Here is a 25,513-nt window from a genome sequence, read left to right as displayed (position 1 = left end):
CGCGTGGGCTAGACGGTGACCGTGCGCGGTACCGTCTTGTCGGCTGCGAGACCGGCTCCAAGCAGCACGATGGCGCTGGTCAGATGTAGGAAGTGGTCGGCCGTGTTGAGGGCGAGGATGTTGAGCGCGGTGTCGGCGATGAAGAAACCGACAATTCCGAGGAGCAGGTACACCGCACCGACCGTGGTGTTGACGGCCTTTGCGGCGGGGGCCGTGGCCAGGCCGGCGATCAACAGTGCTGCGCCGATCAGGAGGTGGGCCGTGTTGTGGAGAGGGTTGACCGCGAAGATGCCGAGAAGCAGGCCGCCATCGGTGGCGAAGAAGTCGACGCCGCCGGTCACGAAGAAACCGAGCACGCCGACCAGAACGTAGACGGCACCGAAAACAGTGGCAATGATGCGGTTGGGGGATGTACGCATGAGAAGACCTCCAGTAGATGTCACGGTGCATCCGTGCTCGCCCATTGTTCGGAATCAACGACGGTTCGGTTTGGCCGGACACCGGTGCGTAGCCGTGACCACCGGATAGGATCACCGGATGGGAATCAGCGCGGATACAAAAGATTGGACCTGGGTGCTGGAGCGCCCCTGCCCGGAGTGCGGTTTCTCCGCCGCCGACGTCGATTTCGCGCACATTCCGCGGCTGGTGCGCGAGAACGCGGCCCGCTGGCAGCCGGTGCTGCAGCGAACGGATGTCGCGTCGCGCCCCGACGAGCAGACCTGGTCTGCCCTGGAATACGCGGCCCATGTTCGCGACGTGTTCCGCATCTTCGACGAGCGTCTCACCCTCATGCTCGCCGAGGACGACCCGGCTTTCCCGAACTGGGACCAGGACGCCACCGCGGTGATGGAGCGCTATAACGAGCAGGAGCCGGCGGTCGTGGCCCGCGAACTCGCCGAAGCCGCGGCATCCGTCGCCGGCTCTTTCGCCGCCGTTTCGCCCGCAGACCACGGCCGAACCGGTCGCCGCAGCGACGGTGCCCGGTTCACCGTCACCACGATGGGGCAATATTTTGTGCACGATCCGGTGCACCACCTGCACGACGTCGCCGGCGGCTGACGCCACCGGCACGCAGAATGCCGGCAATCGGACGCCAGCAGGCACGAATCAACAAAAAATAAGCGCGAACGAACCGGAGCACCCCCTAATAGTGCGCCCGTTCGTTCGCGCTTGTCGCGCTGCCGTGACTTAGGCCCGGCGGCGACGCCCCGTGAGTGCGCCGTAGATCACGAGAACGATGACGGAGCCGGCGATGGCGAGAAGCCAGGTCGAGATGTCGAAGAAGTTCTCCAGACCCGTGCCGAAGATGACCGAGCCGAGGAAACCACCGAGGAACGCGCCGAGCACGCCGAGGATGAGGGTGATGACCCAGCCGCCGCCCTGGTTGCCCGGCAGGATTGCCTTGGCGATTGCGCCGGCGATGAGTCCGAGAATAAGGAATCCGATGAAGCCCATAATTTGTCCTTGCGTCTCTCTGTTGTTTGCGAACTGATGAAGGTCAGTTCTGGTGAAGTGGGGAAAAGAGCCGGACTAGTCCGGGGTGTCTGCCTCGTCGACGTCCGCGACCGTGTCATCTGACGCCTGGTGCACGTCCTTGACGGTCACATCGACCGAGGTGACCTGCATGCCGACGATTGTCTCGATCGCCGTCTCGACCGCGTTGCGCACTGCGCCCGCGACCTTTTGCAGTTCGTGCGGGTACTCGACGACGATGGAGATCGCGATGGATGCCGCGGCGCCCTCGGTGGTGACGCTCACCCCGGGGGAGAGGTCGGCGACGCTGAGGGCTTCCCGGATGGCGCCGAGAGCCCGGGCCGCGCTTCCGCCGAGCGCGTGAACGCCCGGCACCTCGCGTGCGGCGATGCCGGCTACCTTCGCGACGACGCCATCGGCGATGACAGTCGTCCCTGGTCCGGTTGGGGGGACGGCTGGTCGTGCGGAGGTCGTCTGTACAACGATGGCAAGCTCCAATCTGTCGCGGCGCGTGGCACGAGCCGGGCGACACTAGTATGACGTGGGTCGACGGGAATTCGTCACGCTAGCGCCGAAAGAAAGTTTTTGCGGGGCAGTCCCGAAGGTCGATTCTCAGGCCGAAACCGCGAACTCGACGGTCGTCGTGTGGCTCTGGCCAGCGTCCAGACGTACCTGGTCCCGGCGCACGTTCGCGGTTTCCACGCAGACCATGCCGGGCCACTCGTCGTCGCCGAAGTCGCTCATCCGGGCGGCCTTGTCGGCCCAGGGGTTCCAGACCACGGTGCTGTCGGATCCGTCGGATTCGATCGTGACGGTGCGGCCGTCCGGGTCGGCGACGGTGGCGCTGCCGCGGCTGCCCAGATAGAGGCGGTCCGTCTCGGTGCCGAAGCCCAGGGGATTGTTCTCCGCGGGCTCGGTCAGAGCGGTCAGCTGGTTCAGGAACGCAGTGCCCTGCAGCCCCGAGACCGTCGTGCCGCGCACATTGCTCACTCGCAGATAGGTGTGCAGCGCTTCTTCGTAGCTGAGCGCATCCGTCTCCCGGTTGGTCACCCGGAGGGCGAGGGTCAGGCGGGCGCCGACGGTGACCGTGTAGCGGGCCTCGAAACGGTGGGGCCAAGCCGAGGTGCGTGTGGCGGGAGTGTCGGTGAGGCTGAAGGTGAGCACGACGTCGTCGTCGGATTCGTGGGCGTCCACGAGCTCCCACTCGATCAGGCGGGCGAAACCGTGCGACGGCGCGGCCGGATCGAGCGCATTCGCACCGAACCAGGGGAAGCAGATCGGCACGCCGCCGCGGATCGCGGCGGTGGCCTCGAACCGGCTCAGGTCGCTCAGGAAAAGCACCGGCCGGCCGCCGGCCGGGGTGAAGTCGGTGACGTGCGCGCCGTGCAGGTAGATTTCGGCGGAGCCGGCGCGACCGACCACTCTCACCACGGTGAGGCCACCGCGGCCCTCTCCGATTCGAACGGATGCGGGCAGAGACCTGGGTGCAGCGCTTACGGAGGACATGAGCCCATTTTCGTGCTTCCCGCGACCGAGCGCCTAATGCCGATCGACGCGCCGCTGGGCCGGGTCAGTGAAATCGCCTTCGACCGGAACCACTGGGCGCCATGGATGAGCAGGGGGAGTGACCACAGCGGCTGACGTGACTTCTCGAGTCGCGTCGGCCGCTGCGTCAGCCGGTCGGGTCCCCGCCCAGAGGCGGTCAATCGCGCAGGTACTGTTCCAGGCACGGCACCTTCAGCAGGGCCAGTGCGCGCTTCTCGATCTGGCGCACCCGTTCCCGGGTCACGCCCTGAACGACGGCGATCTGGTCCAGCGTCTGGGGCGCGCCCCCGTCGAGACCGAACCGGGACATCAGGATCGACCGCTCCCGCGGCGGCAGGGCACTCATGTAGAAAACGATGTCCGAAGCCCGCATGGTGAGCACGGCATGCTCCTCGGGCTGGGGGAGGTCGTCGTCGATGATCAGCTCGGAGATGTCGCCGAGACCATCGCCCACCGGCGACTGCAGGGACATCGGCTCGTTGTCATAGCGCAGCAGGCGCATCACATCGGCCGGCAGGATCTGCGAGGCCTCGGAGAGCTCCGCCACGGTGGGTTCGCGGTCGAGGGTGCTGGTGAGGTCTCGGCGGATGCGCTTGATCTTGTTGAGCTTCTCCGCGGTGTGCACGGGGATGCGGATCATGCGGGATTTGTCGGCCATGCCGCGGTGGATGGCTTGGCGGATCCACCAGGTGGCGTAGGTGGAGAATTTGTAGCCGGTCATGAAGTCGTATTTTTCGACGGCGCGGACGAGGCCGATGTTGCCGTCCTGCACGAGGTCCATGATGGGCATTCCGCGTCCGGAGTAGTGCTTGGCGATGCTGACCACCAGGCGCAGATTCGCTTCGATGAAGTGGTTCTTCGCGCGGCGGCCGTCATGGGCAAGCCAGGCCAGCTCGCGGAGGAGAGAGGGTTCAATTTCGCCCTGCTCGCTGCGTTGCTCGGCGAACAGGCCGACTTCGATGCGTCTGGCCAGGTCGACCTCGTCCTCGGCGGTGAGGAGCGAAACGCTGCCAATTTTTCTCAGGTAGTCGCCGAACGCGTCCGTCGCTGCACGGTTATACGTGGCAACGGATGATGCATGTGCGGTAATGGTCATGGGTTCCTCCAGTTCGGGCTGGAACATCAGTACATATCCTGGGCGGGACTGCGTCGAGGGCCTTGACTCGGCCGGGAAGAAACCGAATAATGCTCGAGAACTGAATCAACCGTGCAGGGCGACATAGGTGATCAGGACTCGCACCGTTGTGACAACCGCGTAGTCGCGCTCGGGGATGTCAACGCCTGTCGCCTCGTGGATCGTCTTTATCAGCCGCAAGAAGTCCAGCGAGTCGAGTTCCAGATCCTGGCGCAATCGCGCGCCCTCGTCGAGATCGTCGGTGTCGACATCCGGCGCCACCTGGCGGATGGCCGCATACACTGCCGCTCGGGCCTCCTGTTCGGTCTGTTCGGTCATAGCTCCTCCGGGTTCTGCAACAGTTCGTTGATCCGGGCGAGGAATCGCCCGCCGCGCGCCCGGCTCACCAGGTCCCGCAGCTGTTTCATCAGCACCTCCAGCGGCAGGGTGTCCGCGTCGTGCGGCGCGGGGGCAACCAGGCCACCCCGGCGCACTGCCACGGCTACGCTCAGGTGCACTGCGGCGCTCGGTTGGAAGGAACCCTCGGTGAAGAAGCCGTTGACCTCGGGGACGTCCCTGGCGGCCAGCGCGGAGGCCTTCGGGAGCAGGGCGGCCGGCACGAGCCGCTCAGCGATCGGGCGGGCGGAGTTGTACTGCTCCATCCAGGCCAGTGCCGCCCGCAAATCCAGGGTGGTGCTCAGGTAGTAGTGCGGGATGGTCTTCTTCGAGCGCGCCATCAGCGACCCGATGGCGCGGAGCAGGCCCGCGGCCCGCTCGGCGGCATCCGTTGGAGCGGCGGTTGGCCCGGCGGTTGGTGCGATCACTGGTGCGGCGGCCGGCTCTGCGACGGGTGGCGCGGTGGTGACGTTGCGCACGTCGGCCTCGGTGACGGCGCCCCCGGCGCCGGTGCCCGGCACGACTGCCAGGTCCACGCCGAGACTCTTGGCGACGCGCCGCGCGAGCGGGGAGGACCGCACCCGGCGGACCGTCAGCGGGGTTACTGCCGGGGCAGACGGTTGTTCGGCGGTCGACAGCGCGGCTGCGGCCTGCTCAACGTCGGCCCGGGTGAGGGCGCCGTGCTTCCCGGTTCCGTGCAACGCGTCGGTGTCGACGCCGAGCCGGTGTGCAAGCTGGCGCATAGGGGGAGACACGAAGCCCGGCACCGGGACCGCCCGGGCGAGCGCCGGGGCCGGCGCGGACGTGGTCGGCACCGTGGGCTCGACCTCGGCCGCCGGGGTCTGGATGATCCGGGCGAGTAGTGCGCCGACCGGAACGGTCGTGCCGACCTCGACGAGCAGCTCGGCGACCACGCCCTCCTCGAACGACTCCGCGTCGATGTCCGCCTTCTCGGTGTCGACGACGGCGACCATGTCGCCGCGATGCACGTAGTCGCCCGGCTTGACCAGCCACTCCACCACCCTGCCCTGCTCCATGTCCGCGCCGAGCGCCGGCATCCGGAACTCACCCACGGGTGCCCACCGCCTCCCGGGCGGCGGCGATGACGCGTGCGGTCGACGGCGGGGCGGCCTGCTCCAGGTGCCGGGCGTAGGGCAGCGGCACCTCGGCGCTGCAGACCCGGCCGACCGGAGAATCCAGGTCGAAGAAGGCTGTTTCGGTGATGCGTGCGCTGATCTCGGACGAGATGCTGCCGCTGCGCCAACCTTCGTCGATCACGACCGCGGTGTCGATGTCGACCGCGCCGGCGTCATCGTCGAGCTCGCCGGCAGTGTTGTAGAGCGAACCATGCTCGAAGATCAGCACCGGGTCAGGGTCTTGCAGGGCGCTCCACAGCACCCCGTGGGCGTCGGCCAGGGACGACGGGGTGAGGATACGCAGGCCCGGGATGTGTGCGTACCAGCCCTCGAGGCCGTGCGAGTGTTGGGCGGCCAGCTGGCGCCCGGCGCCGGTGGTCATGCGGATCACCACGGGCACACTGGACTGCCCGCCCGACATGTAGGACAGGGTCGCCGCGTTGTTCATGATCTGGCCGAGGGCGAGCAGACTGGGGTTGACGGTCATGATCTCGACGATCGGGCGCATCCCGCCCAGGGCCGCGTCGATCCCGGCCCCCACGAACCCGGTTTCCGAAAGCGGGGTGTCCCGGATGCGTTCGGGCCTGAATTCCTCGAGCAGACCCAGGCTCACCGCGAAGCATCCGCCGTGGGCCCCGACGTCTTCCCCAATCATGAACACCCGGTCATCGCGCGCCATCGCCTCCCGGATGGCCGCCCGCATGGCCTCGCGATAGGTGGTTTTCATCTCGGCATCCGTTTCATGATCGTTCCTGCTCGGTGACGTCTCTCTCGGTATACACGTGGCGGGTGAGGTTTTCGACCGATTCCGCGGTGCCTGCCTCGGCGAAGTCGACGGCGGCCTGCACCTCGGTGTCCACGGATGCCTGCAGGTCGGCCCACATGCGCTCGGGGAGCTCGCCGGCGGCCTCCAGCGCGGCGCGCAGCAGGTCGATCGGGTCGCGCTCCAGCCACTGGGCCACCTCGGCCTTCTCGCGGTAGCGCTCAGGGTCGATCATCGAGTGCGCCCGGAAGCGGTACGTGCGGAGCTCGAGGAAGTGCGGTCCGGCGCCGGCTCTCACGGCGGCGACGGCGCGCCGAGTGGCTTCCTCGACGGCGCCCTCGCCGAAGAAGCAGGCGGTGACGCGGGAACGGCCCGCCATCTTGTCGGCCAGAGCCAGACCGATGGCGAGAGGAAGACCGCCGGCGACGATGGCGTTGCCCCCGAAGAACCGGGTGGCCGCGTCGAAAAGGTGCATGGACCCGCTGCGGCCCCGGCAGCATCCCTGTTCGAATCCGTACATCTCGGCCAGAATTGCGCCGGCGGCGACCCCTCGCAGCAGCGCGTGGCCGTGTTCGCGGTTGGTCGCCACGACGGCGTCCTCCGGTTCGAGCGTCACCAGAACGCCGGCTGCCACCGCCTCTTCGCCGATGCAGACGTGCATGAACCCGCGGATCTATGCGGCGCTGTACAGCTCGGCGCACTTCTCCTCGAACCGCCGCACCCGCAGCATCTGGTGCAGCAGGCCGCGGGCGAAGCCGATAATGTTCAGCTAAAGGGCCTCGCTGGGCTCTCACCCTGTCTTTAGTTCCACGAAGGCCTTGACCACCTCGCCGTCAACCGGATCCGGGATGCCGATCACGCCGGCCTCCGCCACCGCCTCGTGCTCCATCAGCGAGCTCTCCATCTCGAAGGGCCCGATCAGGTGCCCGGACGACTTGATGAGGTCGTCTCAGCGGCCGACAAACCAAAAGTACTCGTCGGAATCCCGTCGGGCGAGGTCGCCGGTGAGGTACTAGCCGCCGGCGAAAGTTCGTCGGTAACGTTCCTCCTCACCCAGATACCCGCGGAACATCGACGGCCAGCCGGGCCGCAGTGCCAGCTCGCCCAGGGCATCCAGTTCGGTCACCAGCACGACCAGCGCTGCCTCGACGCCGGGCAAAGGCCGCCCCATCGAGCCGGGGCGGATGGGCGTGGCCGCGTAGTTCGCGATCATGATCCCGCCGGTCTCGGTCTGCCACCAGTTGTCGTGCACGGGTTGCCCGAACGTCTCCTGGCCCCACACCACGACCTCCGGGTTGAGCGGCTCACCCACGCTGGCCACGAACCTCAGCGTGGACAGGTCGTGGCCGGCGGCCCGGTCTGAGCCGGCTTTCAGAAGCATTCGCAGGGCGGTCGGCGCCGTGTACCAGACGGTCACGCGCTGCTCGGCGAGCACCCGGAACCACCGGTCCGCGTCCAGCTCCTCCTCGTCGACGATGGCGGTCACGCCGTGCACCAGCGGAGCGATGATGCCGTGGGAGGTGCCCGTGACCCAGTCGGGGTCGGCGGTACACCAGTAGACATCACCGGGGTGCAGGTCGAGGGCGAACCGGCCGGTCGCGTAGTGCGCGGTCACGGCGTCGTGAACGTGGATGGCACCCTTCGGGGTGCTGGTGGTGCCGCTCGTGAAGTGCAGCAGAGCCATGTCCTAGCTCTGGGTGGCGGCGATCTCGATGTAGGGCGGGGTCTCCCGCAGCAGGGCCGCCAGATCGAGCGTGCCCGGGTCCGGATGGCCGTCGGCGTCGACCAGCAACACGTGTCGCGGGTCCGGCAGCTGGACCCGGATCGGCGCCACCTTCTTGCGGTACAGCGCCCGCGTTGTGACCAGGGCCCGGCCGCCGCCGAGCTGGAGCCGTCGGCGTACCGGCTCCGGCCCGAAGGCGGAGAACAGCGGGCAGAAGACACTGGCATTCTTGAACGTGCCGAGCACCGCGACGTAGAGCGCGGGAACGCGACCGAGGAGGGAGAAGACCCGGTCGCCCCGCCCGATGCCTAGGCCCCGCAGCACGCTGGCGAAGCGGCCGGTCTGCTCGGCGAGCTCTGCATAGCTCAGGGAGTGGGTCGTGCCGTCGCCGCGCACGAAGCACAGGGCCTCGTGAGCGGCCCTGGCACCGGCGGCATGCCGGTCAACCGCCTCGTAGGCGATGTTGAGCCCCCGATCGCCGGGCAGCCCCGAAAGAGCGTGGCGGGCCTCGTCCCAGGTGAAGGCAGCGCAGGTCTCGTCATAGTTGACGAGGTTGGGCGGCACCGTGAGGGCGCGAACATTCTTGGGGATGGTGGGCCAGCGTGTCGAGGCTTCGGTTCCTGCCGTCATGCAGCCCATGAGACCCCCGTGGGCGCGTGGGGCGTAGGGTATCGCCATGGCCTCCTTTGAGCGGATTGTCGACGAGGGCGTTCTCATCGGGCTCTCCGCGGCGCGCATGGCCGTGAAGAACCACATCATCGTGGGGGCGCTGCGTGAGCACCGCGACTTCGCCGATGCCGATTACACCGCGGCCGTCCGCTCCGAATTGGTCCGGCTGGCGACGCAGAACGAGGAAGATGCCGAGCGTGTCGGCCGGCAGCGGAAAGTCCTGGGCCGGCAGCGGAGCGCATTCGAGATCACCGACGATGACAGGCTCCACGTGCGCCAGCTGGCCTTGCGACGGAGTGTGCACCTGAAGCTCGCCGGTGCCCTACGGGCCGTGGCCGCCGACGACGAGCAGGTCGCCGACCTGCTTAAGCGGGCCCGCACGGACGCCAGCGAGGAAATCGGCGCCGCGCTCGCCGCCCGGCTGGTCGAACAGGTTGTCGACCGCCGGGAGCCCGACTACGCGCAGCGGCGGGCGGAACGGGTGCGGGTTCTGGTGAACACCGATCTGGCGGCGCTGATGTCGAACCGTCGGGCAGGGCTGGATTCCGGACGCTGACGGTCCCCTTAGCGGGCGGTTCGGGGCTGGACCTTCTTCACCACGCTGGACTTCAGCCGCATTGAGCCGAATCCGTCCAGCTTGCAGTCGATGTCGTGGTCGCCCACGCCATCCAGCAGACGGATACCCCGCACCTTCGCGCTCACCGTGATGGCGGTCGCGCTGCCCTCATGCGTGGGTTAGGCCTGGCCGAGCCGACACCTGTGGCCAACTCAGGACATCCGCCAGCCAAGTCCATCGGCCGCCACGGACCAGTGCGGAACCGGGGCGGATGTTCGGCCCGGCCGGACGGATCTCCTGAATTGGCCACAACGCGCGCCGGATGAGCGGCAGCGCGTGCGCGCTTCGCACCTCCATCAGCCGCTCCACCCCGTACCCCGGACGAATTCGACGGAGAGCCGAGATTTTGCCCAAAAATGGCCGTAAATCCTGAGAAGAAGCCGATTTGCACCAGAATCTCCGTCGAATTGGCTGGACGCCGGGCAGGGAGTCACCTGTGATGAGCAGCATTCACTCGGTGCGCTGAGCTGTGATCTTTCGAGAGCGACACAACCAACCGATTCGGATCGCTCGGCTACCGGTGCATTTCGGTCTTCTGGATCTGCCACTCGAGGTCGTCGGGGGACAGGTTGGCGTTCTTGAAGGCATCCGTCAGCGGCAGCTGCAAGCGCAGGTCGGTGCCGAGGCACAGGGCAGCGGTGCCGGAGCGCAGCTTGAAGTCGAGCACGTGGCCGCCGGCCGTGCGGTCGTCGGTCAGGAAATGCGTGTGGCAGCCGGGCACGCCGATCCCCTGCTCGTAGAGCGGGGTGCGGAAGCCCGCCACGACGCCCGAGACGTCGTGCAACTCAATGATCGCGTCCTCGTCGGTTGCCTCCACCATGGGGCGGTAGGGCTTCTCCTGCTTGACGACCGTGCGCATCCGGATCCACTCGAAGTCGCCGTCGATGCGCAGGGCGTACATGTAGTTCTGCGACGCCGTCAGCTTGTCGATGAACGTCGACGCCTCCGCGCGCACGATGTTCTTCGGCAATTGGCTCTCGATATGAGGCACGAAATTCGTGACGACGGCGTAGGGCGTGTGCGCGCCCAGGTCGGCCTTCGACACCCCGCCGTCGGCCCGCAGCTGGTAGCAGATGCCGTCGATGATCAGCATTTCACCGTCCAGTCCGTTGAACGTGCCGAGTCCGAAACTGCCCCGGCCGAGCAGGTCGCGCACGGTCATCTCGTCTTCGTAGACGCCGTCGAGCAGCGCGCTCATCAGGCTCGTCTGGAAAATTTCGTGTCGGGTGACAGTGAATTTGCTCATTGCAGCACATCGCTTTCCAGATCGGCCATCAGGTCATCTCTATTGTTGCGGTAGTCGACGTGCACGTCGATGATGCTCGGGCCGGGTTCGGCAAGGGCCTGCGCCAGGATGCCGGCGAAGTCGTCGAGGTGCGTTACCCGGTGGCCGTGGGCGCCGAATGATTCGGCATAGGCGACGGCGTCGTAATCGCCCAGCTGCACGCCGGAGGTGCGCCCGTATTTGCCCATCTGCTGGAACGCCACCATGTCGTAGGTGCCGTCGTTGAAAATGATGTGGGTGAACGTCGAGCCGAGCCGCACGGCCGTCTCCAGCTCCATGGCGGAGTAGAGAAAACCGCCGTCGCCCGACACGGACACGACTGGTGTGCCCGGGCGCACCAGGGTCGCGGCGATCGCCCAGGGCAGGGCCACGCCCAGGGTCTGCTGGCCGTTCGAGAACAGCAGGGTGCGCGGGTGGTAGGTGCGGAAGTGCCGGGCCATGTAGATGTAGTGGGAGCCCACGTCGCAGAGCACCGTCGTGTCATCCGGGAGCAGTTCGCGCATCATCAGGGTGAGGTCGGCCGGGTGCACGCCCTCGGACTCGTCCCGGCGACCGGTGGGCTGGTCGGCGTGCGCGAGGCGGGCGCGCTGCTCGGCTACCTCGGCCGCGGCGGCGACCGGCATCGACAGCCCGTTGATCTGGCGGGCGAGGGCGTCGAGGGTCTCGGCGACGTCGCCGCGCAGTTCGAGCGTGGGGCGGTAGTAGTCGTCGAGGTCGGCGGAGAGTTCGTCCAGGTGGATGATCACGCGCAGGTGGTCTTTGTTCCACTTCGACGGTTCGTACTCGACGAAGTCGTAGCCAACGGTCAGGATCACGTCGGCCTTGTGCAGAAGGATGTCCCCGGGCTGGTTGCGGAACAGGCCCACGCGTCCGAGGTAATGCTCTTCGAGCTCGTGCGAGATGACTCCCGCGGCCTGGAACGTCTCAACGACGGGCAGTCCGGCGACGCCCAGCAGGCGGTGCAGCGCCGCGACGGCCTGGTCCGAGCCGGACCGCGCGCCGGCGAGGATGACCGGGAACTGCGCATCCTTCAGCAGGGCGGCAGCGCGCTGCACGCTCTTGGAGGGTGCGGCGCCCAGCTGCGGCACCCAGTGCGGATGCGTCATCGACACGGTCGTCGAGTCCGTGAGCACGTCGTAGGGGAGAACAACCGCGGCGGCGCCCTTGGGCTCCTGGGTTGCCTCGCGGAACGCGTTCGCGATTGCTTCCGGCACGTTGTCGGCGACACTCACCTCGCCGGCGGACTTGGTCACGGCGGACAGCATGCCCACGGCATCCATTGTCTGGTGGGTACGCTTCAACCGGTCTGCGCGCGGAACCGCGCCGCAGAGGGCGACCACCGGGTCGCCTTCGGTCGTCGCCGTCAGCAGGCCCGTCGCGAGGTTGGAGGTGCCTGGGCCGCTCGTCACCAGGACGACGCCCGGCTGGCCGCTCAGACGCCCGACGGCCGCGGCCATGAAGGCCGCATTCTGCTCGTGACGCACCACGATCACCTCGGGTCCGTCGTCGATGAGAGCGTCATAGACCGGGTCGATCTTGGCGCCGGGAACGCCGAAGACCCACTGCACGCCGTATGCCTTCAGGCATTCCACCACGCGTTCGGCGGAGCGGGTGGACGGAGCGGGGGTGCCGGCGTCAGAGCGCACGAGCGTGGTCTCGGTTGTGTCGTCGTCGCTCTGGAGCGGTGAAGTAGTGGTCATTGTGATGCCTCCCGGATCGCCGTTCTGAATCGGCCTCCCCTCCATCGTCGCTGCACATTCAATAACAAGCAACGCCGAGTAGCGATGCAAACGATCTGAAAATGAGATGCTTAGGCCCATGGAATTGAGACAGCTCGAATTCTTCAGCGCCGTCGCCGGTGAGTTGAGCTTCACGCGCGCTGGGGACCGGCTCACCATCGCCCAGTCAGCCGTCTCGGCCGGCATTCGATCGCTCGAAAGCGAATTGGGCGTCGAACTGTTCGATCGCAGCCGCCGCCAGATCAGGCTCACTACGACTGGCGAACTGCTGCTTCCGAAGGTGCGCGACGCCCTCGACGCCGTGAACGAGGTGCGCGACGCCGCCCAGGACACCACCCGCGCCATCACCGGGTCCATCGTGATCGGGCTGATGACCTCGGTCACGCTCGTCAATGTGCCTCGGCTGCTCGGTCTCTTCCGCGCCGGCCATCCGGGCGTCGGCGTGCGGCTGCGCGCGGCCCGGCGGGGGTCGGCCGGGCTGGTCGACGAGCTCGTCTCGGGCGAACTCGACCTGGCCTTCCTCGCCCTCAGCGGCCCGGCGCCGACGGCGCTCTCAGCCGTGCCGATCGCTTCGTCGCCGATGGTGCTGGTGGTGCCGAAAGGCCACCGGCTCGCCTCCGCGTCGGCCGTGGGCCTGGGCGACCTCGTGCCGGAGGAGTTCATCGATCTGCCGCCCGGCTACGCCAGCCGTCAGATCGTGGACGATGCCTTCACCGCTGCCGGCCTCGAGCGGCGGGTGATGATCGAGGTCTCCGATATCGGAACGGCCGCCGAATACGTGACCAACGGCCTCGGAGTGGCCCTGTTGCCCGAATTCACCGCCCACGACGCGCTCGACGTGCACCGGCTTCCCGTGGCGAATCTGCCCGATTTCACGGTGTACCTGGCGGCCTCGCGCAAGCGGCGCGCGTCGGCTGCCGTGCGCGCGTTCGTGGAGCTCGCGCTCGTCGCCGACGAGGCGCGCGGCTGATGCGAGGCGGGGCCGACAGGGTGCGTCAGTTGCCCCCGCGCAGGGCGACGATCGGCTCGATATTCGACGGCTTCAGGGCGGGGTAGACCCCGGCGGCAAGGCCGACGACGGCCCCGAGCAGCGCCGACCCGGCTGCGAGCCAGGGGTCGACGACCGGCGCCCACTGCTGAATAGGCGACACGATCACCACCGCGAAGACCCCGAGTGCGGCTCCGATCAGGCCGCCGAGTAGGCCGATGACCACGGATTCGACCATGAACTGGCTCGAGATGTTGCGCTTGGTGGCGCCCAAGGCCCGGCGCAGCCCGATCTCGCCCACCCTTTCCATCACCGACAGCAGAGTGACGTTCGCGATCCCCAGTCCGCCCGCGACGAGTGCGAGCACGCCGAGAATCAGGGAGATGACGTTCACGTCGGCCTGCACGTTCTCGCGCAGGGCGGACCTAGCCGACGGGGCCTGTACCTCGAAGTTCTGCGCAGCGTTGGGGTCCAGGGCGAGCGGAGCCTGTTCCGCGACCACTTTGCCGGCGCCGAGAGCGATCCGGATCTGCAGTTCATCCGGGCCGGTCAGGCCGAAGTCGGCGCGCGCGGTGCCCATCGGCACGACCACCGCGTCGAGCAGGTCGGAGCGTCGCTCCATCCCATCGATGATGCCGATCACGGTATATGAGGAGTCGCCGATGAAGATGGAGGGCTGGCTGTCGACGCGGTTGATGCCCAGGCGCTCAGCCGCGCGCGAACCGAGCACCGCCACCCGATCGGCCCTGGCATCGTGGCCGGTGTCCAAGTACCGGCCGGTCACGATGTTGCCGCGAACCGCGTCGAGCAGTCCGGGAAAGGTGGCCATCAGCGATGGGCCCAGGGTTGCCGGTTCCGACGGGTCGTTTACCGGCACCGCGGTAATGGTCACGGCATCGAGGGGGACCTCGCTGACGAGGCCGGCCAGCTCCACCCCGCCCAGGCGGCTGACCCGGTCCGGGGCATCCCAAGGCAGTCGCCCGGTCGCGCGCTCCGAGCCGTTCATCCCGTCGGTGCTCCCCGGCTCGATCACGACCTGGGTGGCCGCGACCGCGTCGAATTGGCGGGCGATCTGGCCGGCTGCCGTCTGGGCGAATCCGATTGTCACCACTAGGGAGGCGATTCCGATCGTGGTCCCGAGCGTGGTCATGATCAGGCGGGTGGGGCGCGCCCCGATGCCATAGCCCGCCTCGACGATGAGGTCCTGCACCGAGAACCGGTCGGCGCGGGTGATGGCCGGCGCGGCCCCGCGGTCACCGTCGCTTACCGGGGCCGGAGCGTTGGTCGCTCGACGGCGGTTCGGCATCCGCAATTTCATGTTGTTTCGCTCACGCGGCCGTCGGTGATGCTGATGGTGCGCCCGGCGCGATCCGCCACGGCCCGGTCGTGGGTGATGACGATGAGCGTGAGGCCGCCGGCGTTCAGCTCCTCTAACAGGTCCATGACCTCCCTGGAGGTGGAGGCGTCGAGGTTGCCGGTCGGCTCGTCGGCCAACAGCAGCTGGGGCGAGGCCACCACGGCCCGCGCGACCGCGACCCGCTGGCGCTCGCCGCCGGAGAGAGTGCCGGGCAGGAAGTCGATCCGGTGGTCCAGGTGCACCCGGTGCAGGGCGGCGCGGGCCCGTCATTCGCGGTCGGCGCGCGGAACTTTGCTGTAGATCGTGGCCAGCAGCTCATTGTCGCACACCGAGCGGTGCGGCATGAGGTGGAAGGCCTGGAACACGAAGCCGATCTTGCCGCCCCGCAGCGCCGCGCGTTCCGCCTCGCCGGCCAGACCCGTGAGCGCTCCGTCGAGGTAGTACTCGCCGACGCTCGGTCGGTCGAGCAGGCCGAGGATGTTGAGCATGGTCGACTTGCCCGACCCGCTCGGCCCGAGGATCGAGAGGTAGTCCTGCTTCTCTACCCGCAGGTTGATTGATGTGAGCGCCTGGACCTCGGGCGGGCCGGGGAAGGAGCGGGTGACGTCGATGAGCTCCACGACGGCCGGTCGGCTCATCGCCCGGCCACGACGAGGTCCCCTTCCTCGAGGGAACCGTCGACCGCCTGCACCTCGACGTAACCGTCAGCCACGAGCCCGGCGCTCACCTCGACCAGCACGGTCTTTTTTCCGTATCCGGTCGACACCTCGACCCGGGATTCCCCACCCGGGCCGGCGGTAAGCGCGGCCAACGGCACAGCGAGCACCTCCCCGTCGGTGGAGCTGACCGGGATGGTGACCCGCAGGTTGCTGCCCTGGATGCTCTGGAGCTGCCCGGGTGTGAGGTCGTCGGGCGTGAGCAGGATGGTGAAGCGTCCGCTCGCCGCATCCGTTCCCTCTTTAGCCTCGGCCACGGCGACGGATGTCACGGTGGCGCCGTGCTCGGAATCGTCCTGCATCGAGAGCACGGCGGCGTTGCCGACCTTCATGAGTTTGGCATCGCTCGCCGAGGCGGAGGCGCTGATCTGGATCGTGGCACCGGAGACGCGCATCACGGAGCCCGTGATCGAGGTGCCGCGGGATACGGTGACCTCGTCGACCCGGCGGGGGAGACCCGGCAGGTACAGGATTTCGCATGCCGGCAGATAGGGCATGGTGGCCTCGTTCGCCGTGGCGAGGGCGCGCTCGCTGCCGGCAACGCCGGCCCGAACGAATTCGACGGAGTTTTTGCCCGAAACGGCCCGGAAACCCGAAAAAATGGTCCCATATACGAGAATCTCCGTCGAATTGGTGCGGCGACGGACCCGGCGCTCCGCCGCTGAGGAACAAAGTCCACGGGGGCTGTCGGATCGGAGCTATCGGGAGTCATGCAACCCAACGGGTTGGGACTCACTCAGCTAGCGGTCGAGCCCTGCCATGCGTTCCAGTGCGGCTCGCATGATCATCTGGGCCGGATCGCCGATCACGTGATTGTTCAGGTACAGGCTCTCCGCCCATGACAGGACTTCCGCTTTGGTGAGCCCCACGGCCGACCAGTCCACCCCTGCTTCCGCGCGCGCCGTCGGTTCCCCGGTCTTCGGGTTCAGCCACACCCGTGCGATCGGGATATCCGGATCTTCGTGCTCCGGATTCCAGAGGAGCGCGATCGGGTGGTCAGATCCGTCGAGGTGATCGTCGGCGATGTGGCCGGACCCGAGCCAGGGGAGCATCAGCTGCTCGCCCTCCAACTCCACGTCGATGATTTCGAGCGGGACCGGCCCGTAATCGCGGGAGTACACCGGCAGCCCCACATGGTGCCATTCGGCGGCCTCATCCGAGTCTTCCAGCAGATCCGGGAGGCGCGGTGCAACGTGCAGCACGAAGCCGGTCGCCCAGTCGACGAGGGCCTGGGTGTCGGCGGCCGGCCACGGACTGTCATCGCTCGAAGACCCGTCCGCGTTGTGGAAGTGGTACTCGACTCCTTCTTCCAGGATGTCCAGGTGGAACTCTCCGTCGTCGAAGCCGAGGAAGATGCCGGCGACCTGCTCCTCGTCGTCCCAGTCCGCGTCGAATTCCGGGTGCCGGAAACGCGGGGGCAGCGGGGGGATGTCCAGGGGCAGCACGCCGAGGTCGAGCACCACCCGCAGCACGGTGTTCGGCATACGCAGTGTCGGGTCGGTCATAGTCTCGACGATACCGGAGGCCGCCGACGTGGGGCAGCACAGAGCCGCATCACCGAGCCGCATCACAGGACCGGGAAATATGACAAGTGAGCGGATGACGGGAATCGAACCCGCGCTATCAGCTTGGGAAGCTGAAGTTCTACCATTGAACTACATCCGCGTGTCCGTCGCGCAGGCAAGCCCGGAACGGAACCGTGCCAGCATATCAAGTCCGCGCCGTTAGGCTGGAACCGTGCTGCTCTCGGATCGCGAAATCAAGGCTGAAATCAACGCGGAACGAATCCGTCTGGAGCCGTACCAGGCCGACATGATCCAGCCGTCGAGTATCGACGTGCGACTCGACGGCTTCTTCCGCCTCTTCGACAACCACAAGTACCCCTATATCGATCCGGCCGAAGACCAGCCCGATCTGACCCGGTTGATCGAGACCGCCGCGGGCGAACCGTTCATCCTGCACCCCGGTGAGTTCGTACTCGGGTCCACCTACGAGAAGGTCACCCTGCCCGACGACGTCGCCGCGCGGCTGGAGGGCAAGAGCTCGCTCGGCCGGCTCGGCCTGCTCACCCACTCGACCGCCGGCTTCATCGATCCCGGTTTCACCGGCCACGTGACGCTCGAGTTGAGCAACGTCGCCACCCTGCCGATCAAGCTGTGGCCCGGCATGAAGATCGGTCAGCTCTGCTTCTTCCGGCTGAGTTCGCCCGCCGAACGTCCCTACGGCTCAAGCGAATACAGCTCCCGCTACCAGGGCCAGCGCGGGCCGACCGCGTCGCGGTCGTTCCAGAACTTCCACTGCACGGATGTGCGGGAGGCCTCGATGGGATCGACCACCGGAGCCGAGTAGCCCGGTTCACACGCATGCAACACGCGCCCGGTAAAATCGGCCCATGACCACATCCGTGCCCAGCTTTGCCGAGGCGCTCGTCGCGCCGGGACCGACACCCGACTACCCGGGGCGGATGCGCCGCTTCGGCCAGCTGGTCGGCGCCTGGGCCGCCACCGGGTCCCGCCTCGACGAGACGACCGGCGAATGGACCGGGCGCGAATTCACCTGGATCGTCGACTTCGTGCTCGACGGGCGTGCGGTGCAAGACGTCGAGGTCGTCGTGAGCGACTCGCACCCGACCGGCTTCGAGACCGTCGCCACGGCCGTGCGAGTCTATGATTCCTACGCCGGCGTGTGGCGGGTCAGCTATTTCGCCCCGGCATCCGGCGAGTACTGCCACCTCGTGGCGACCCCCCACCGCAACGGCCTGCGCCAGGACGGCACGGGCACCGACGGCCGCCCGATCCGCTGGAACTTCGTCTCGATCACACCTGACGCCTACGCCTGGGAGGGCTGGGTCTCCAACGACGAGGGTTCCACCTGGGTGCTGGTCGAGCACAACGAGGCCACCCGCATCCGTTAGCCAATCTGGTCCTGGCGGGCCTTCACCGGAAGCAGGAGAAGCAGCCCCACGAGCAAAACCAACATAAGTCCGAGGATGCCCCAATAGGTTTCGCCGAAGATCGTCACCGTCAGGGCGAACATGGTCGGCGCCAGAAAGCTCACCGCGCGGCCCGTCGTGGCGTAGAGCCCGAAGACCTCACCCTCCCGGCCGGCCGGGATCAGGCGTGCCAGGAAGGTGCGGCTGGCCGACTGGGCCGGCCCGACGAAGAGCGTCAAGGCGAGGCCGGCGGTCCAGAACACGATCTGACCGCCGTCGTGCAGCAGGAATACGATGCTGCCGAACACGATCAGGCCGATCAGAGCGGTCACGATGATCGGCTTTGCGCCGACCCGGTCGTCAAGCGCGCCGGCGATGATGGTGGCCACGCCCGCCACGACATTGGCGGCGATAGCGAAGATGATCACCTCGCCGGGTGAGAATCCGAAGACGGATGCCGCGAGCACCCCGCCGAAGGTGAAAACCCCGGCCAGGCCGTCGCGGAAGATCGCGCTCGCGATCAGGAAGTACACCGTCTGGCGGCTGGTCTTCCAGAGCCGAATGATGTCCTGCCCGAGCACGACGTAGGAACGGAGGAAGCTCACCCGGGGCCGGCGCACCGCAACGGGAGAACGGTATTCGGGAACCGAGAACAGCACCGGCAGGGCGAACAGGCCGAACCAGGCGGCCGCGATGAGCATCGTGACCCGCACCGAGAAACCGTTCTCGCTGGTCACCCCGAACAGACCCACGTCGGGGCTGATGAAACCGAAGTACACGATGAGCAGCAGCACGATGCCGCCGATGTAGCCCATGCCCCAACCGAAACCGCTGACCCTGCCGATGGTGCGCGCGGTCGAGACCTGGGACAACATGGCGTTGTAGTTGACGCTGGCGAACTCGAAGAAGACGTTGCCGGCGGCCACCAGAACGAGGCCGAGCAGCAGGAAGCTCGGTGACGCCTCCACGAAGAACATCGCCGCGGTGAGGCCCACCACGATGAACGTGTTGACGCCGAGCCACAGCTTGCGCCGCCCGGAGGTGTCCGAGCGCTGTCCGGTGATCGGGGCCAGCACCGCTACCAGCAAGCCGGCGATGGCGAGGGCCCAACCGAGCTGGGCGGAAATGACGTCTTTGTCGCCGAACGAGCTGCCCGTGATGTAGACGGTGAAGACGAAGGTGGTGACCACCGCATTAAACGCGGCAGAGCCCCAGTCCCAGAAGCTCCAGGCCACTACGCGGCGTCTGCTCGTTTTGTCTGGCAGCTCCCGGGCATCCGTGCTGCCCTGCTCCGCGATCCCGGTCATGCGCTGAGGCTAGTGGATGTGGGTGGCCGGAGACCATCGATTGCACGAAATCTCAAAGTTGAGTCGTTCACGCTCAACTCTCAGGTGCGTGGCTTGACTTTCGATTTGGGACACTGGCACACTTGAGCCAGCACCACTCAACTCTGTGAAATCGAGCTGAGAACATACTTTAAAGGAGAACGCACACATGGCCCGTGCAGTAGGCATCGACCTCGGAACCACCAACTCTGTGGTGGCCGTCCTCGAAGGTGGAGAACCCACCGTCATCGCAAACGCCGAAGGCTTCCGGACCACGCCGTCCGTCGTCGCCTTCACCAAAGACGGCGAGGTGCTGGTCGGCGAGACCGCCAAGCGCCAGGCCGTCACCAACGTCGACCGCACCATCGCGTCGGTCAAGCGCCACATGGGCACCGACTGGAATGTCGCCATCGACGACAAGAAGTTCACCCCGCAGGAAGTTTCGGCCCGCATCCTGGCCAAGCTCAAGCGCGATGCCGAGGCGTACCTGGGCGACAAGGTGACGGATGCCGTCATCACCGTTCCCGCGTACTTCAATGATGCCGAGCGGCAGGCCACCAAGGAGGCCGGCGAGATCTCCGGCCTTAACGTGCTGCGTATTATCAACGAGCCGACCGCGGCCGCACTCGCCTACGGCCTCGACCGTGGCAAAGAAGACGAGCTCATCCTGGTCTTCGACCTCGGCGGCGGAACCTTCGACGTCTCCCTCCTCGAGGTAGGCAAGGACGACGACTTCTCCACCATTCAGGTGCGGTCGACTGCCGGTGACAACCGCCTCGGCGGCGACGACTGGGATCAGCGCATCGTCGATCACCTGATCAAGAAGTTCAAGGAAACCACCGGCGTCGACGTCTCCAAGGACAAGATCGCCAAGCAGCGCCTCAAGGAAGCCGCCGAGCAGGCCAAGAAGGAACTCTCGAGCAGCATGTCGACGAGCATCCAGCTGCCGTACCTCTCCCTGACCGAGAATGGCCCGGCCAACCTCGACGAGACGCTCACCCGCGCCCAGTTCGAGAAGATGACCGAAGACCTGCTCGACCGCACGAAGAAGCCGTTTCAGGACGTCATCCGTGAAGCCGGGGTCAAGGTGGAAGATATCGCCCACGTCGTTCTCGTCGGTGGCTCCACCCGCATGCCCGCCGTGTACGAGCTCGTCAAGGCCGAGACCGGTGGCAAGGACCCGAACAAGGGCGTCAACCCGGACGAGGTCGTCGCCGTTGGCGCCGCACTGCAGGCCGGCGTGCTGAAGGGTGAGCGCAAAGATGTCCTGCTCATCGACGTCACCCCGCTGAGCCTCGGCATCGAGACCAAGGGCGGCATCATGACGCGCCTGATCGAGCGCAACACGGCCATCCCGACCAAGCGCAGCGAGACCTTCACCACAGCCGACGACAACCAGCCGTCCGTCGCGATCCAGGTCTTCCAAGGCGAGCGCGAGTTCACCCGCGACAACAAGAACCTCGGCACGTTCGAGCTGACCGGCATCGCGCCGGCCCCGCGCGGCATCCCGCAGGTTGAGGTTACCTTCGATCTCGACGCCAACGGCATCGTGCACGTGTCTGCCAAAGACAAGGGCACCGGCAAGGAACAGTCGATGACCATCACGGGCGGATCTTCGCTCGCGAAGGAAGACATCGAGCGCATGGTGCGCGAGGGCGAAGAGCACGCCGCCGAGGACAAGCGCCGTCGCGAGGCAGCCGAGACCCGCAACACGGCGGAGCAGCTCGCTTACTCGATCGAGAAGCTGATCAAGGAGAACGACGAGAAGCTGCCCGAGGACGTGAAGTCCGAGGTTCAGGCCGACGTCGACGCCCTCAAGGCCGCTCTCGTCGGCGACGACGATGCGGCCGTGAAGACGGCCTTCGACAAGCTCAACGAGAGCCAGGGCAAGCTCGGCGAGGCCATCTACAAGACCAGCCAGGCGGATGCCGCGGCCGGTGCCCCAACCGACTCCGAGCCGACCGCCGACGCGGCCGGCTCCGACGAAGACGTGGTTGACGCCGAGGTCGTCGACGACGAAGACGAGGCCAAGAAGTAATGGCAGACGACAACAAGCGTCCTGGCGACGAGCCGTTTGACGAGGGGGCATCCACTGAGGGTGCCCCCGGGACCGACGCCGAGGCGGAAGCCGAAGGTGTGAGTGTCGAGGACATCGACGAGGCGTCCGCCGAGGGTATCGAAGAGGACGAGCTGACGGTCCAAGACATCCTGGACGCCGCCACGCGGGAAGTCGACGAGCCCACGAGCGAGCACCTCGCCGACCTCAAGCGGGTCACCGCGGAGTACGCCAACTACCGTCGCCGCACCGAGGCCAACCGCGAGGTCGAGCGTGAGCGCGTCACCGTGGATGTCGTAAAGGGCCTGATTCCCGTGCTCGACGATCTCGACCGCGCTGAGAAGCACGGCGACCTGGTCGAAGACTCGGCGTTCAGCACGATCGCCGCGAAACTGCGGGGGAGCGTCGAGCGCCTGGGCGTGAAGTCCTTCGGCACGGTCGGCGAACCGTTCGATCCGACCATCCACGAGGCGATCTTCCAGCTGCCCACCGCGGGCATCGAGTCGGAGACCGTCGGTGACGTGATCGAGACCGGCTACTTCCTCGGCTCGTCGCTCCTGCGCGTGGCCAAGGTCGTCGTGCAGGTACCGAGCGATGGCTAGCCAGGACTGGTTCGATAAGGACTTTTACAAGGTCCTGGGTGTGTCAAAGGACGTCACCCCGGCCGAGCTGAAGAAGGCCTATCGCAAGCTCGCCCGCACGTATCACCCGGACTCCAATCCGGGCAACCCTGCGGCCGAGGCGACGTTCAAGGAGATCAGCGAGGCACACTCGGTGATCGGTGACCCTGCCCAACGCAAGGAATACGATGCTGTGCGCGCGATGGGCGGTGGGGCCCGCTTCACCGCCCCGCGCCCCGGTGGCGGGCAGGCCGGAGGCTTCGATGATGTCTTCGGAGGCATGTTCGGTGGGGGCGCGCGGCAACAACAGCCCGGCTACTCCTATGAGCAGGGCGGTTTCGACGACCTCCTCGGCGGCATGTTCGGCCGCGGTCAGGGTGGCGGCGGTTTCGGCACCTCGAGCGGCGGGTTCCGCGGCTACGGCGGGCCGACTCGCGGCCGCGACGTGATCGCGTCGACAACGGTCGACTTCATCACGGCCACGCACGGTGACCAGATCACCCTGCAAACGCAGGATGGCCGCGCCATCAAGGTGAAGATCCCGGCCGGGGTGGCCGACGGGCAGAAGATCAAGCTCCGCGGCCAGGGGCAGCACAGCCCTGACGGCGGCGAGTCCGGCGACATCGTACTCACGGTGAACGTGCGCAAGCACCCGGTCTTCGAACGCGATGGGCTGAACCTGCGGGTCTCCGTTCCGGTCACGTTCGTCGAGGCCGCGCTCGGCGCCACTATCGAGGTGCCGACGTTGGGCGGAGCGCCGGTCAAACTGCGCATCGCCCCGGGCACCCCGAGCGGGCGCGTGCTGCGCGTCAAGGGGCGTGGCGTCGTGACGCCCAAGGGCACCGGGGACCTGCTGGCGGAGGTTCAGGTTGCCGTTCCGTCTCATCTGTCGAAGGACGCCGAAGAGAAACTCGCGGCCTTCGCGGAAGCACTGCCGAAGGAGAATCCGCGCGACGAACTCCTCGCGAAGGCGAGAGACTGACGGTGGACGAGAACACCCGGGTTTTCGTAATCTCGATGGCCGCCGAGCTTGCGGGCATGCACCCGCAAACGCTGCGCCAATACGATCGCCTGGGGCTGGTGAGTCCCGACCGCACCCCCGGTCGGTCTCGCCGGTACTCGATGCGGGATGTGGCCAAGCTCCGCGAGATCGCGGAGCTCGGTGCCGAGGGTGTGAGCCTGGAAGGGATCCGTCGCATCATTGACCTCGAGGACCACGTGCGCACGCTCGAATCGCGGCTGCGCGAATTGGAGTCTGCGCTGGCCGATGAACTGCTCAACCGTCCGGGCCGCCGCGTCTTCGCGGCCGGCTCGGCCGGTGAGGTCATCTCGATGCGGGCCGGTACGCGCACGCGCCGGTCCAACCAGATCGTGATCTGGCGCCCCCTGGGTTCCCGCCCGATCGGCGACGAGAAGTAGCCGCACCTGCGGGCTAGCCTGAGGCAATGCCTGATTTTTCCTTTGACCGCCTGAGGCGTTTCCCCGACGTGGAAGCGGACAATCTCTTCGCCGTGGATGCGAGCGACCGCCTGATCCTCGACGAGGCGGCCGGCGTGCTGGCCGAGGCAGGATCCGGCGAGGTCGTGGTGATCGAGGACCGCTATGGCGCTCTCACCCTGGGCGCGGCCGCACTGGCCGGGGCCCGGGGAATCCGGGTGCACCAGGATGTCCTCTCTGGGGAGTTGGCCCTCACCCTGAATGCGGCCGACGCCGGACTCGCCGATTCCTACCGCTCCCTCATCCTGGGCGAAGAACTGCTGACGAACGCGCGGGTGGTACTGATCCAGCTGCCGCGCAGTCTGACGGCGCTCGATGAGTTCGCCGACGCCATCCGTCGTTTCGCGGCACCGGATGTGGTGGTGATCGCCGGCGGACGCATCAAGCACATGACGCCGACCATGAACGCGGTGCTCCGCCGGCACTTCGGCGAGCTGCAGGTCTCGTCGGCCCGGCAAAAGTCGCGGGTACTCAGGGCAGCGGCTCCGACTGCCTCCGCAACTCAGCCGACGGTGTCCACCTGGCCGAATTCTGTGGAGCACGCCGACCTGGGACTCACGATCTGCGCCCACGGGGCTGCGTTTGCCGGCGCGACCGTCGATATCGGAACGCGCTACCTGCTTGAGTTCCTTGATCGGATGAAAACGGATGCTCGGAGCGCCATCGACCTCGGCTGCGGCACCGGGGTGCTCGCCGCCACCCTCGCCCGACGCCGTCCCGCCCTGCGGGTGACCGCCACCGACCAGTCGGCCGCGGCCGTCGCCTCCGCGCGGGCCACCATGGTGGCCAATGCGCTCGCCGACCGGGTCACGGTCGTGCGGGATGACGCGCTCCAGAGCCAACCGGATGCCTCGGCCGAACTGATTGTGCTGAACCCGCCCTTTCACATCGGCTCGTCGGTCCATGCCGGCATAGCCCTGAAACTGTTCGAGGATGCCGGACGAGTGTTGCAGCCCGGTGGTGAACTGTGGAGTGTGTGGAACACCCACCTCGGTTATCGCCCCGCGCTGACGCGATTGGTCGGGCCGACACACCAGGTCGGTCGGAACGCCAAGTTCACCGTCACGGTCTCGACCGGACGCTGAGACGCGCCGGACCGCCGTGAGGCCCGCACCTGGGGGCTTCCGCCAGGGCGCCGGAGCCGACACGCCCGGGATGCGGGAGGGAGTTGCGCACCCCCAAAATTCACCGTAATGTCTCTCTAGTCACCCCACAGGTGCGGAAAGCCGCAGAGCTTCCCGGCCTCAAGTGGGACGAAGATTTAGTTTTCTCTCGAATATCCTCCCTACTAGGGAGTGTTCGGGTTTAAACCAAAATAATATCTCTCTTCGGCTGGTCGTCAGGTCGCGTATGTAGATGATTTCGAGTCGCTCTGGCGCACTCAGAATCGGCTGCTTTCCGTGATTTGACAGAGATTAGTCGGGTGGGTAAGTTTTACAGGTTGCCTCGAAGCGACAGCCCTTGGTGGGGTTTGAAGTCGAGTGCGTCCGATCCTTGAGAACTCAACAGCGTGCACAATGTCAAATGCCAAAAACCTCGGCCGTAGGGCTCCTTTCTAGGGGG

26 protein-coding genes, 1 tRNA gene and 3 pseudogenes are annotated in these 25,513 nt (G+C 66.9%); 10 read left to right on the top strand and 20 right to left on the bottom strand.

What is annotated here, in order from left to right:
- Positions 1–8 precede the first annotated feature (8 nt).
- Positions 9–419: a DUF4383 domain-containing protein gene (locus E3O28_RS12085; protein WP_104099744.1), complete on the bottom strand. Its 411-nt coding sequence runs from the start codon at positions 417–419 to the stop codon at positions 9–11.
- Positions 420–537: 118 nt separating this feature from the next.
- Here E3O28_RS12085 and E3O28_RS12080 point away from each other — a divergent pair, with 118 nt between their 5' ends.
- The gene (locus E3O28_RS12080; RefSeq protein WP_104099743.1) at positions 538–1,059 is read left to right on the top strand and encodes a DinB family protein; all 522 of its coding nucleotides are present in this window, start codon (positions 538–540) and stop codon (positions 1,057–1,059) included.
- 129 nt (positions 1,060–1,188) lie between these two features.
- Here the strand turns inward: E3O28_RS12080 and E3O28_RS12075 are convergent, their stop codons facing one another.
- The 10 genes and pseudogenes from E3O28_RS12075 to E3O28_RS12035 form a co-directional block, all read right to left on the bottom strand.
- Positions 1,189–1,455, bottom strand: a complete 267-nt coding sequence (locus E3O28_RS12075) for a GlsB/YeaQ/YmgE family stress response membrane protein (protein ID WP_104099742.1) — start codon at positions 1,453–1,455, stop codon at positions 1,189–1,191.
- A gap of 75 nt (positions 1,456–1,530) precedes the next feature.
- On the bottom strand, positions 1,531–1,971 hold the full coding sequence (locus E3O28_RS12070; protein WP_104099741.1) for an Asp23/Gls24 family envelope stress response protein: 441 nt from the start codon (positions 1,969–1,971) through the stop codon (positions 1,531–1,533).
- A 114-nt stretch (positions 1,972–2,085) separates the two neighbouring features.
- Positions 2,086–2,979: a D-hexose-6-phosphate mutarotase gene (locus E3O28_RS12065; protein ID WP_104099740.1), complete on the bottom strand. Its 894-nt coding sequence runs from the start codon at positions 2,977–2,979 to the stop codon at positions 2,086–2,088.
- A 196-nt stretch (positions 2,980–3,175) separates the two neighbouring features.
- Positions 3,176–4,114, bottom strand: coding sequence for a sigma-70 family RNA polymerase sigma factor (locus E3O28_RS16605; RefSeq protein WP_104194766.1), 939 nt, complete (start codon positions 4,112–4,114; stop codon positions 3,176–3,178).
- 105 nt (positions 4,115–4,219) lie between these two features.
- Positions 4,220–4,471, bottom strand: a complete 252-nt coding sequence (locus tag E3O28_RS12055) for an acyl carrier protein (RefSeq protein WP_104099739.1) — start codon at positions 4,469–4,471, stop codon at positions 4,220–4,222.
- Complete coding sequence (locus tag E3O28_RS12050; protein ID WP_134416170.1) at positions 4,468–5,601, bottom strand: E3 binding domain-containing protein; 1,134 nt, start codon at positions 5,599–5,601, stop codon at positions 4,468–4,470. Before E3O28_RS12050 ends, E3O28_RS12055 begins: the two co-directional genes overlap by 4 nt.
- Positions 5,594–6,391 carry a transketolase C-terminal domain-containing protein gene (locus tag E3O28_RS12045; RefSeq protein ID WP_134416168.1) on the bottom strand — a complete coding sequence of 266 codons (798 nt, stop codon included), beginning with the start codon at positions 6,389–6,391 and terminating at the stop codon, positions 5,594–5,596. The genes E3O28_RS12050 and E3O28_RS12045 overlap by 8 nt, the downstream gene beginning before the upstream one ends.
- A 13-nt stretch (positions 6,392–6,404) precedes the next feature.
- Entirely contained in the window at positions 6,405–7,088 is a 684-nt protein-coding gene (locus E3O28_RS12040) for a thiamine pyrophosphate-dependent enzyme (RefSeq protein ID WP_241973118.1), read from the bottom strand.
- A 129-nt stretch (positions 7,089–7,217) separates the two neighbouring features.
- Positions 7,218–7,331: a hypothetical protein gene (locus E3O28_RS17350; protein WP_338145489.1), complete on the bottom strand. Its 114-nt coding sequence runs from the start codon at positions 7,329–7,331 to the stop codon at positions 7,218–7,220.
- A gap of 108 nt (positions 7,332–7,439) precedes the next feature.
- Positions 7,440–8,780 (bottom strand): annotated as a pseudogene (locus E3O28_RS12035) (AMP-binding protein).
- A 46-nt stretch (positions 8,781–8,826) separates the two neighbouring features.
- On the opposite strand from E3O28_RS12035, the gene E3O28_RS12030 reads away from it, so the two are divergent.
- Entirely contained in the window at positions 8,827–9,375 is a 549-nt protein-coding gene (locus E3O28_RS12030) for a hypothetical protein (protein ID WP_104099736.1), read from the top strand.
- Positions 9,376–9,383: 8 nt separating this feature from the next.
- Here E3O28_RS12030 and E3O28_RS12025 read toward each other — a convergent pair.
- From E3O28_RS12025 to alsS, 3 genes and pseudogenes are all read right to left on the bottom strand, one after another.
- Positions 9,384–9,545 (bottom strand): annotated as a pseudogene (locus E3O28_RS12025) (PhnA domain-containing protein); the annotation flags it as partial.
- 404 nt (positions 9,546–9,949) lie between these two features.
- Positions 9,950–10,681, bottom strand: coding sequence for an acetolactate decarboxylase (budA, locus tag E3O28_RS12020; RefSeq protein WP_104099735.1), 732 nt, complete (start codon positions 10,679–10,681; stop codon positions 9,950–9,952).
- Positions 10,678–12,420 (bottom strand): acetolactate synthase AlsS, encoded by a 1,743-nt coding sequence (gene alsS / locus E3O28_RS12015; protein ID WP_104099778.1) that lies wholly within the window; start codon positions 12,418–12,420, stop codon positions 10,678–10,680. Before alsS ends, budA begins: the two co-directional genes overlap by 4 nt.
- 118 nt (positions 12,421–12,538) lie before the next feature.
- Here alsS and E3O28_RS12010 point away from each other — a divergent pair, with 118 nt between their 5' ends.
- A complete protein-coding gene (locus E3O28_RS12010; RefSeq protein WP_104099734.1) occupies positions 12,539–13,429 on the top strand; it encodes a LysR family transcriptional regulator in 891 nt (296 codons plus the stop codon).
- Positions 13,430–13,454: 25 nt separating this feature from the next.
- On the opposite strand, the gene E3O28_RS12005 is transcribed toward E3O28_RS12010, so the two are convergent.
- The 5 genes and pseudogenes from E3O28_RS12005 to E3O28_RS11985 form a co-directional block, all read right to left on the bottom strand.
- Positions 13,455–14,753, bottom strand: coding sequence for an ABC transporter permease (locus E3O28_RS12005; RefSeq protein ID WP_166784812.1), 1,299 nt, complete (start codon positions 14,751–14,753; stop codon positions 13,455–13,457).
- A gap of 8 nt (positions 14,754–14,761) precedes the next feature.
- Positions 14,762–15,442: pseudogene (locus E3O28_RS12000) on the bottom strand (ATP-binding cassette domain-containing protein).
- Positions 15,439–16,017: a hypothetical protein gene (locus tag E3O28_RS11995; protein WP_134416164.1), complete on the bottom strand. Its 579-nt coding sequence runs from the start codon at positions 16,015–16,017 to the stop codon at positions 15,439–15,441. The pseudogene E3O28_RS12000 and the gene E3O28_RS11995 overlap by 4 nt, the downstream one beginning before the upstream one ends.
- Before the next feature lie 243 nt (positions 16,018–16,260).
- Positions 16,261–17,025: a hypothetical protein gene (locus tag E3O28_RS11990; protein WP_134342701.1), complete on the bottom strand. Its 765-nt coding sequence runs from the start codon at positions 17,023–17,025 to the stop codon at positions 16,261–16,263.
- 89 nt (positions 17,026–17,114) lie between these two features.
- Positions 17,115–17,185 (bottom strand) — tRNA-Gly (locus E3O28_RS11985).
- A 72-nt stretch (positions 17,186–17,257) separates the two neighbouring features.
- On the opposite strand from E3O28_RS11985, the gene dcd reads away from it, so the two are divergent.
- Together dcd and E3O28_RS11975 are read left to right on the top strand one after the other, a co-directional pair.
- On the top strand, positions 17,258–17,869 hold the full coding sequence (gene dcd / locus E3O28_RS11980; protein ID WP_104099730.1) for a dCTP deaminase: 612 nt from the start codon (positions 17,258–17,260) through the stop codon (positions 17,867–17,869).
- A 43-nt stretch (positions 17,870–17,912) separates the two neighbouring features.
- Positions 17,913–18,434 carry a hypothetical protein gene (locus E3O28_RS11975; RefSeq protein ID WP_104169249.1) on the top strand — a complete coding sequence of 174 codons (522 nt, stop codon included), beginning with the start codon at positions 17,913–17,915 and terminating at the stop codon, positions 18,432–18,434.
- On the opposite strand, the gene E3O28_RS11970 is transcribed toward E3O28_RS11975, so the two are convergent.
- Positions 18,431–19,759 carry an MFS transporter gene (locus tag E3O28_RS11970; protein ID WP_134416162.1) on the bottom strand — a complete coding sequence of 443 codons (1,329 nt, stop codon included), beginning with the start codon at positions 19,757–19,759 and terminating at the stop codon, positions 18,431–18,433. The two genes, E3O28_RS11975 and E3O28_RS11970, sit on opposite strands and share 4 nt — an antisense overlap.
- 187 nt (positions 19,760–19,946) lie before the next feature.
- Between E3O28_RS11970 and dnaK the strand changes: the two genes are divergently transcribed.
- From dnaK to E3O28_RS11945, 5 genes are read left to right on the top strand one after another with little or no spacing between them, the layout of a single operon-like run.
- Positions 19,947–21,815 (top strand): molecular chaperone DnaK, encoded by a 1,869-nt coding sequence (gene dnaK, locus E3O28_RS11965; RefSeq protein WP_104099727.1) that lies wholly within the window; start codon positions 19,947–19,949, stop codon positions 21,813–21,815.
- Entirely contained in the window at positions 21,815–22,435 is a 621-nt protein-coding gene (locus tag E3O28_RS11960) for a nucleotide exchange factor GrpE (RefSeq protein ID WP_104099726.1), read from the top strand. Before dnaK ends, E3O28_RS11960 begins: the two co-directional genes overlap by 1 nt.
- Entirely contained in the window at positions 22,428–23,435 is a 1,008-nt protein-coding gene (locus tag E3O28_RS11955) for a DnaJ C-terminal domain-containing protein (RefSeq protein WP_104099725.1), read from the top strand. Before E3O28_RS11960 ends, E3O28_RS11955 begins: the two co-directional genes overlap by 8 nt.
- Before the next feature lie 2 nt (positions 23,436–23,437).
- Positions 23,438–23,872, top strand: a complete 435-nt coding sequence (locus tag E3O28_RS11950) for a MerR family transcriptional regulator (protein WP_104099724.1) — start codon at positions 23,438–23,440, stop codon at positions 23,870–23,872.
- A 26-nt stretch (positions 23,873–23,898) separates the two neighbouring features.
- On the top strand, positions 23,899–25,035 hold the full coding sequence (locus E3O28_RS11945; RefSeq protein ID WP_104099723.1) for a methyltransferase: 1,137 nt from the start codon (positions 23,899–23,901) through the stop codon (positions 25,033–25,035).
- Positions 25,036–25,513: the final 478 nt, after the last annotated feature.

The sequence above is a fragment of the Cryobacterium sp. TMT2-14 genome (genome assembly GCF_004402465.1).
Taxonomy (GTDB): Bacteria; Actinomycetota; Actinomycetes; order Actinomycetales; family Microbacteriaceae; genus Cryobacterium; species Cryobacterium sandaracinum.
This window is presented reverse-complemented; position numbering and strand designations above follow the sequence as displayed.

Bases quoted from the DNA above. Each gene is read 5' to 3' on its own strand.
- E3O28_RS12085 (WP_104099744.1), bottom strand. From the start codon at position 419: ATGCGTACATCCCCCAACCGCATCATTGCCACTGTTTTCGGTGCCGTC.
- E3O28_RS12080 (WP_104099743.1), top strand. From the start codon at position 538: ATGGGAATCAGCGCGGATACAAAAGATTGGACCTGGGTGCTGGAGCGC.
- E3O28_RS12075 (WP_104099742.1), bottom strand. From the start codon at position 1,455: ATGGGCTTCATCGGATTCCTTATTCTCGGACTCATCGCCGGCGCAATC.
- E3O28_RS12065 (WP_104099740.1), bottom strand. From the start codon at position 2,979: ATGTCCTCCGTAAGCGCTGCACCCAGGTCTCTGCCCGCATCCGTTCGA.
- E3O28_RS16605 (WP_104194766.1), bottom strand. From the start codon at position 4,114: ATGACCATTACCGCACATGCATCATCCGTTGCCACGTATAACCGTGCA.
- E3O28_RS12055 (WP_104099739.1), bottom strand. From the start codon at position 4,471: ATGACCGAACAGACCGAACAGGAGGCCCGAGCGGCAGTGTATGCGGCC.
- E3O28_RS12045 (WP_134416168.1), bottom strand. From the start codon at position 6,391: ATGAAAACCACCTATCGCGAGGCCATGCGGGCGGCCATCCGGGAGGCG.
- E3O28_RS12040 (WP_241973118.1), bottom strand. From the start codon at position 7,088: ATGCACGTCTGCATCGGCGAAGAGGCGGTGGCAGCCGGCGTTCTGGTG.
- E3O28_RS17350 (WP_338145489.1), bottom strand. From the start codon at position 7,331: ATGGAGAGCTCGCTGATGGAGCACGAGGCGGTGGCGGAGGCCGGCGTG.
- E3O28_RS12030 (WP_104099736.1), top strand. From the start codon at position 8,827: ATGGCCTCCTTTGAGCGGATTGTCGACGAGGGCGTTCTCATCGGGCTC.
- budA (WP_104099735.1), bottom strand. From the start codon at position 10,681: ATGAGCAAATTCACTGTCACCCGACACGAAATTTTCCAGACGAGCCTG.
- alsS (WP_104099778.1), bottom strand. From the start codon at position 12,420: ATGACCACTACTTCACCGCTCCAGAGCGACGACGACACAACCGAGACC.
- E3O28_RS12010 (WP_104099734.1), top strand. From the start codon at position 12,539: ATGGAATTGAGACAGCTCGAATTCTTCAGCGCCGTCGCCGGTGAGTTG.
- E3O28_RS12005 (WP_166784812.1), bottom strand. From the start codon at position 14,753: ATGCCGAACCGCCGTCGAGCGACCAACGCTCCGGCCCCGGTAAGCGAC.
- E3O28_RS11995 (WP_134416164.1), bottom strand. From the start codon at position 16,017: ATGCCCTATCTGCCGGCATGCGAAATCCTGTACCTGCCGGGTCTCCCC.
- E3O28_RS11990 (WP_134342701.1), bottom strand. From the start codon at position 17,025: ATGACCGACCCGACACTGCGTATGCCGAACACCGTGCTGCGGGTGGTG.
- E3O28_RS11975 (WP_104169249.1), top strand. From the start codon at position 17,913: ATGACCACATCCGTGCCCAGCTTTGCCGAGGCGCTCGTCGCGCCGGGA.
- E3O28_RS11970 (WP_134416162.1), bottom strand. From the start codon at position 19,759: ATGACCGGGATCGCGGAGCAGGGCAGCACGGATGCCCGGGAGCTGCCA.
- dnaK (WP_104099727.1), top strand. From the start codon at position 19,947: ATGGCCCGTGCAGTAGGCATCGACCTCGGAACCACCAACTCTGTGGTG.
- E3O28_RS11960 (WP_104099726.1), top strand. From the start codon at position 21,815: ATGGCAGACGACAACAAGCGTCCTGGCGACGAGCCGTTTGACGAGGGG.
- E3O28_RS11955 (WP_104099725.1), top strand. From the start codon at position 22,428: ATGGCTAGCCAGGACTGGTTCGATAAGGACTTTTACAAGGTCCTGGGT.
- E3O28_RS11945 (WP_104099723.1), top strand. From the start codon at position 23,899: ATGCCTGATTTTTCCTTTGACCGCCTGAGGCGTTTCCCCGACGTGGAA.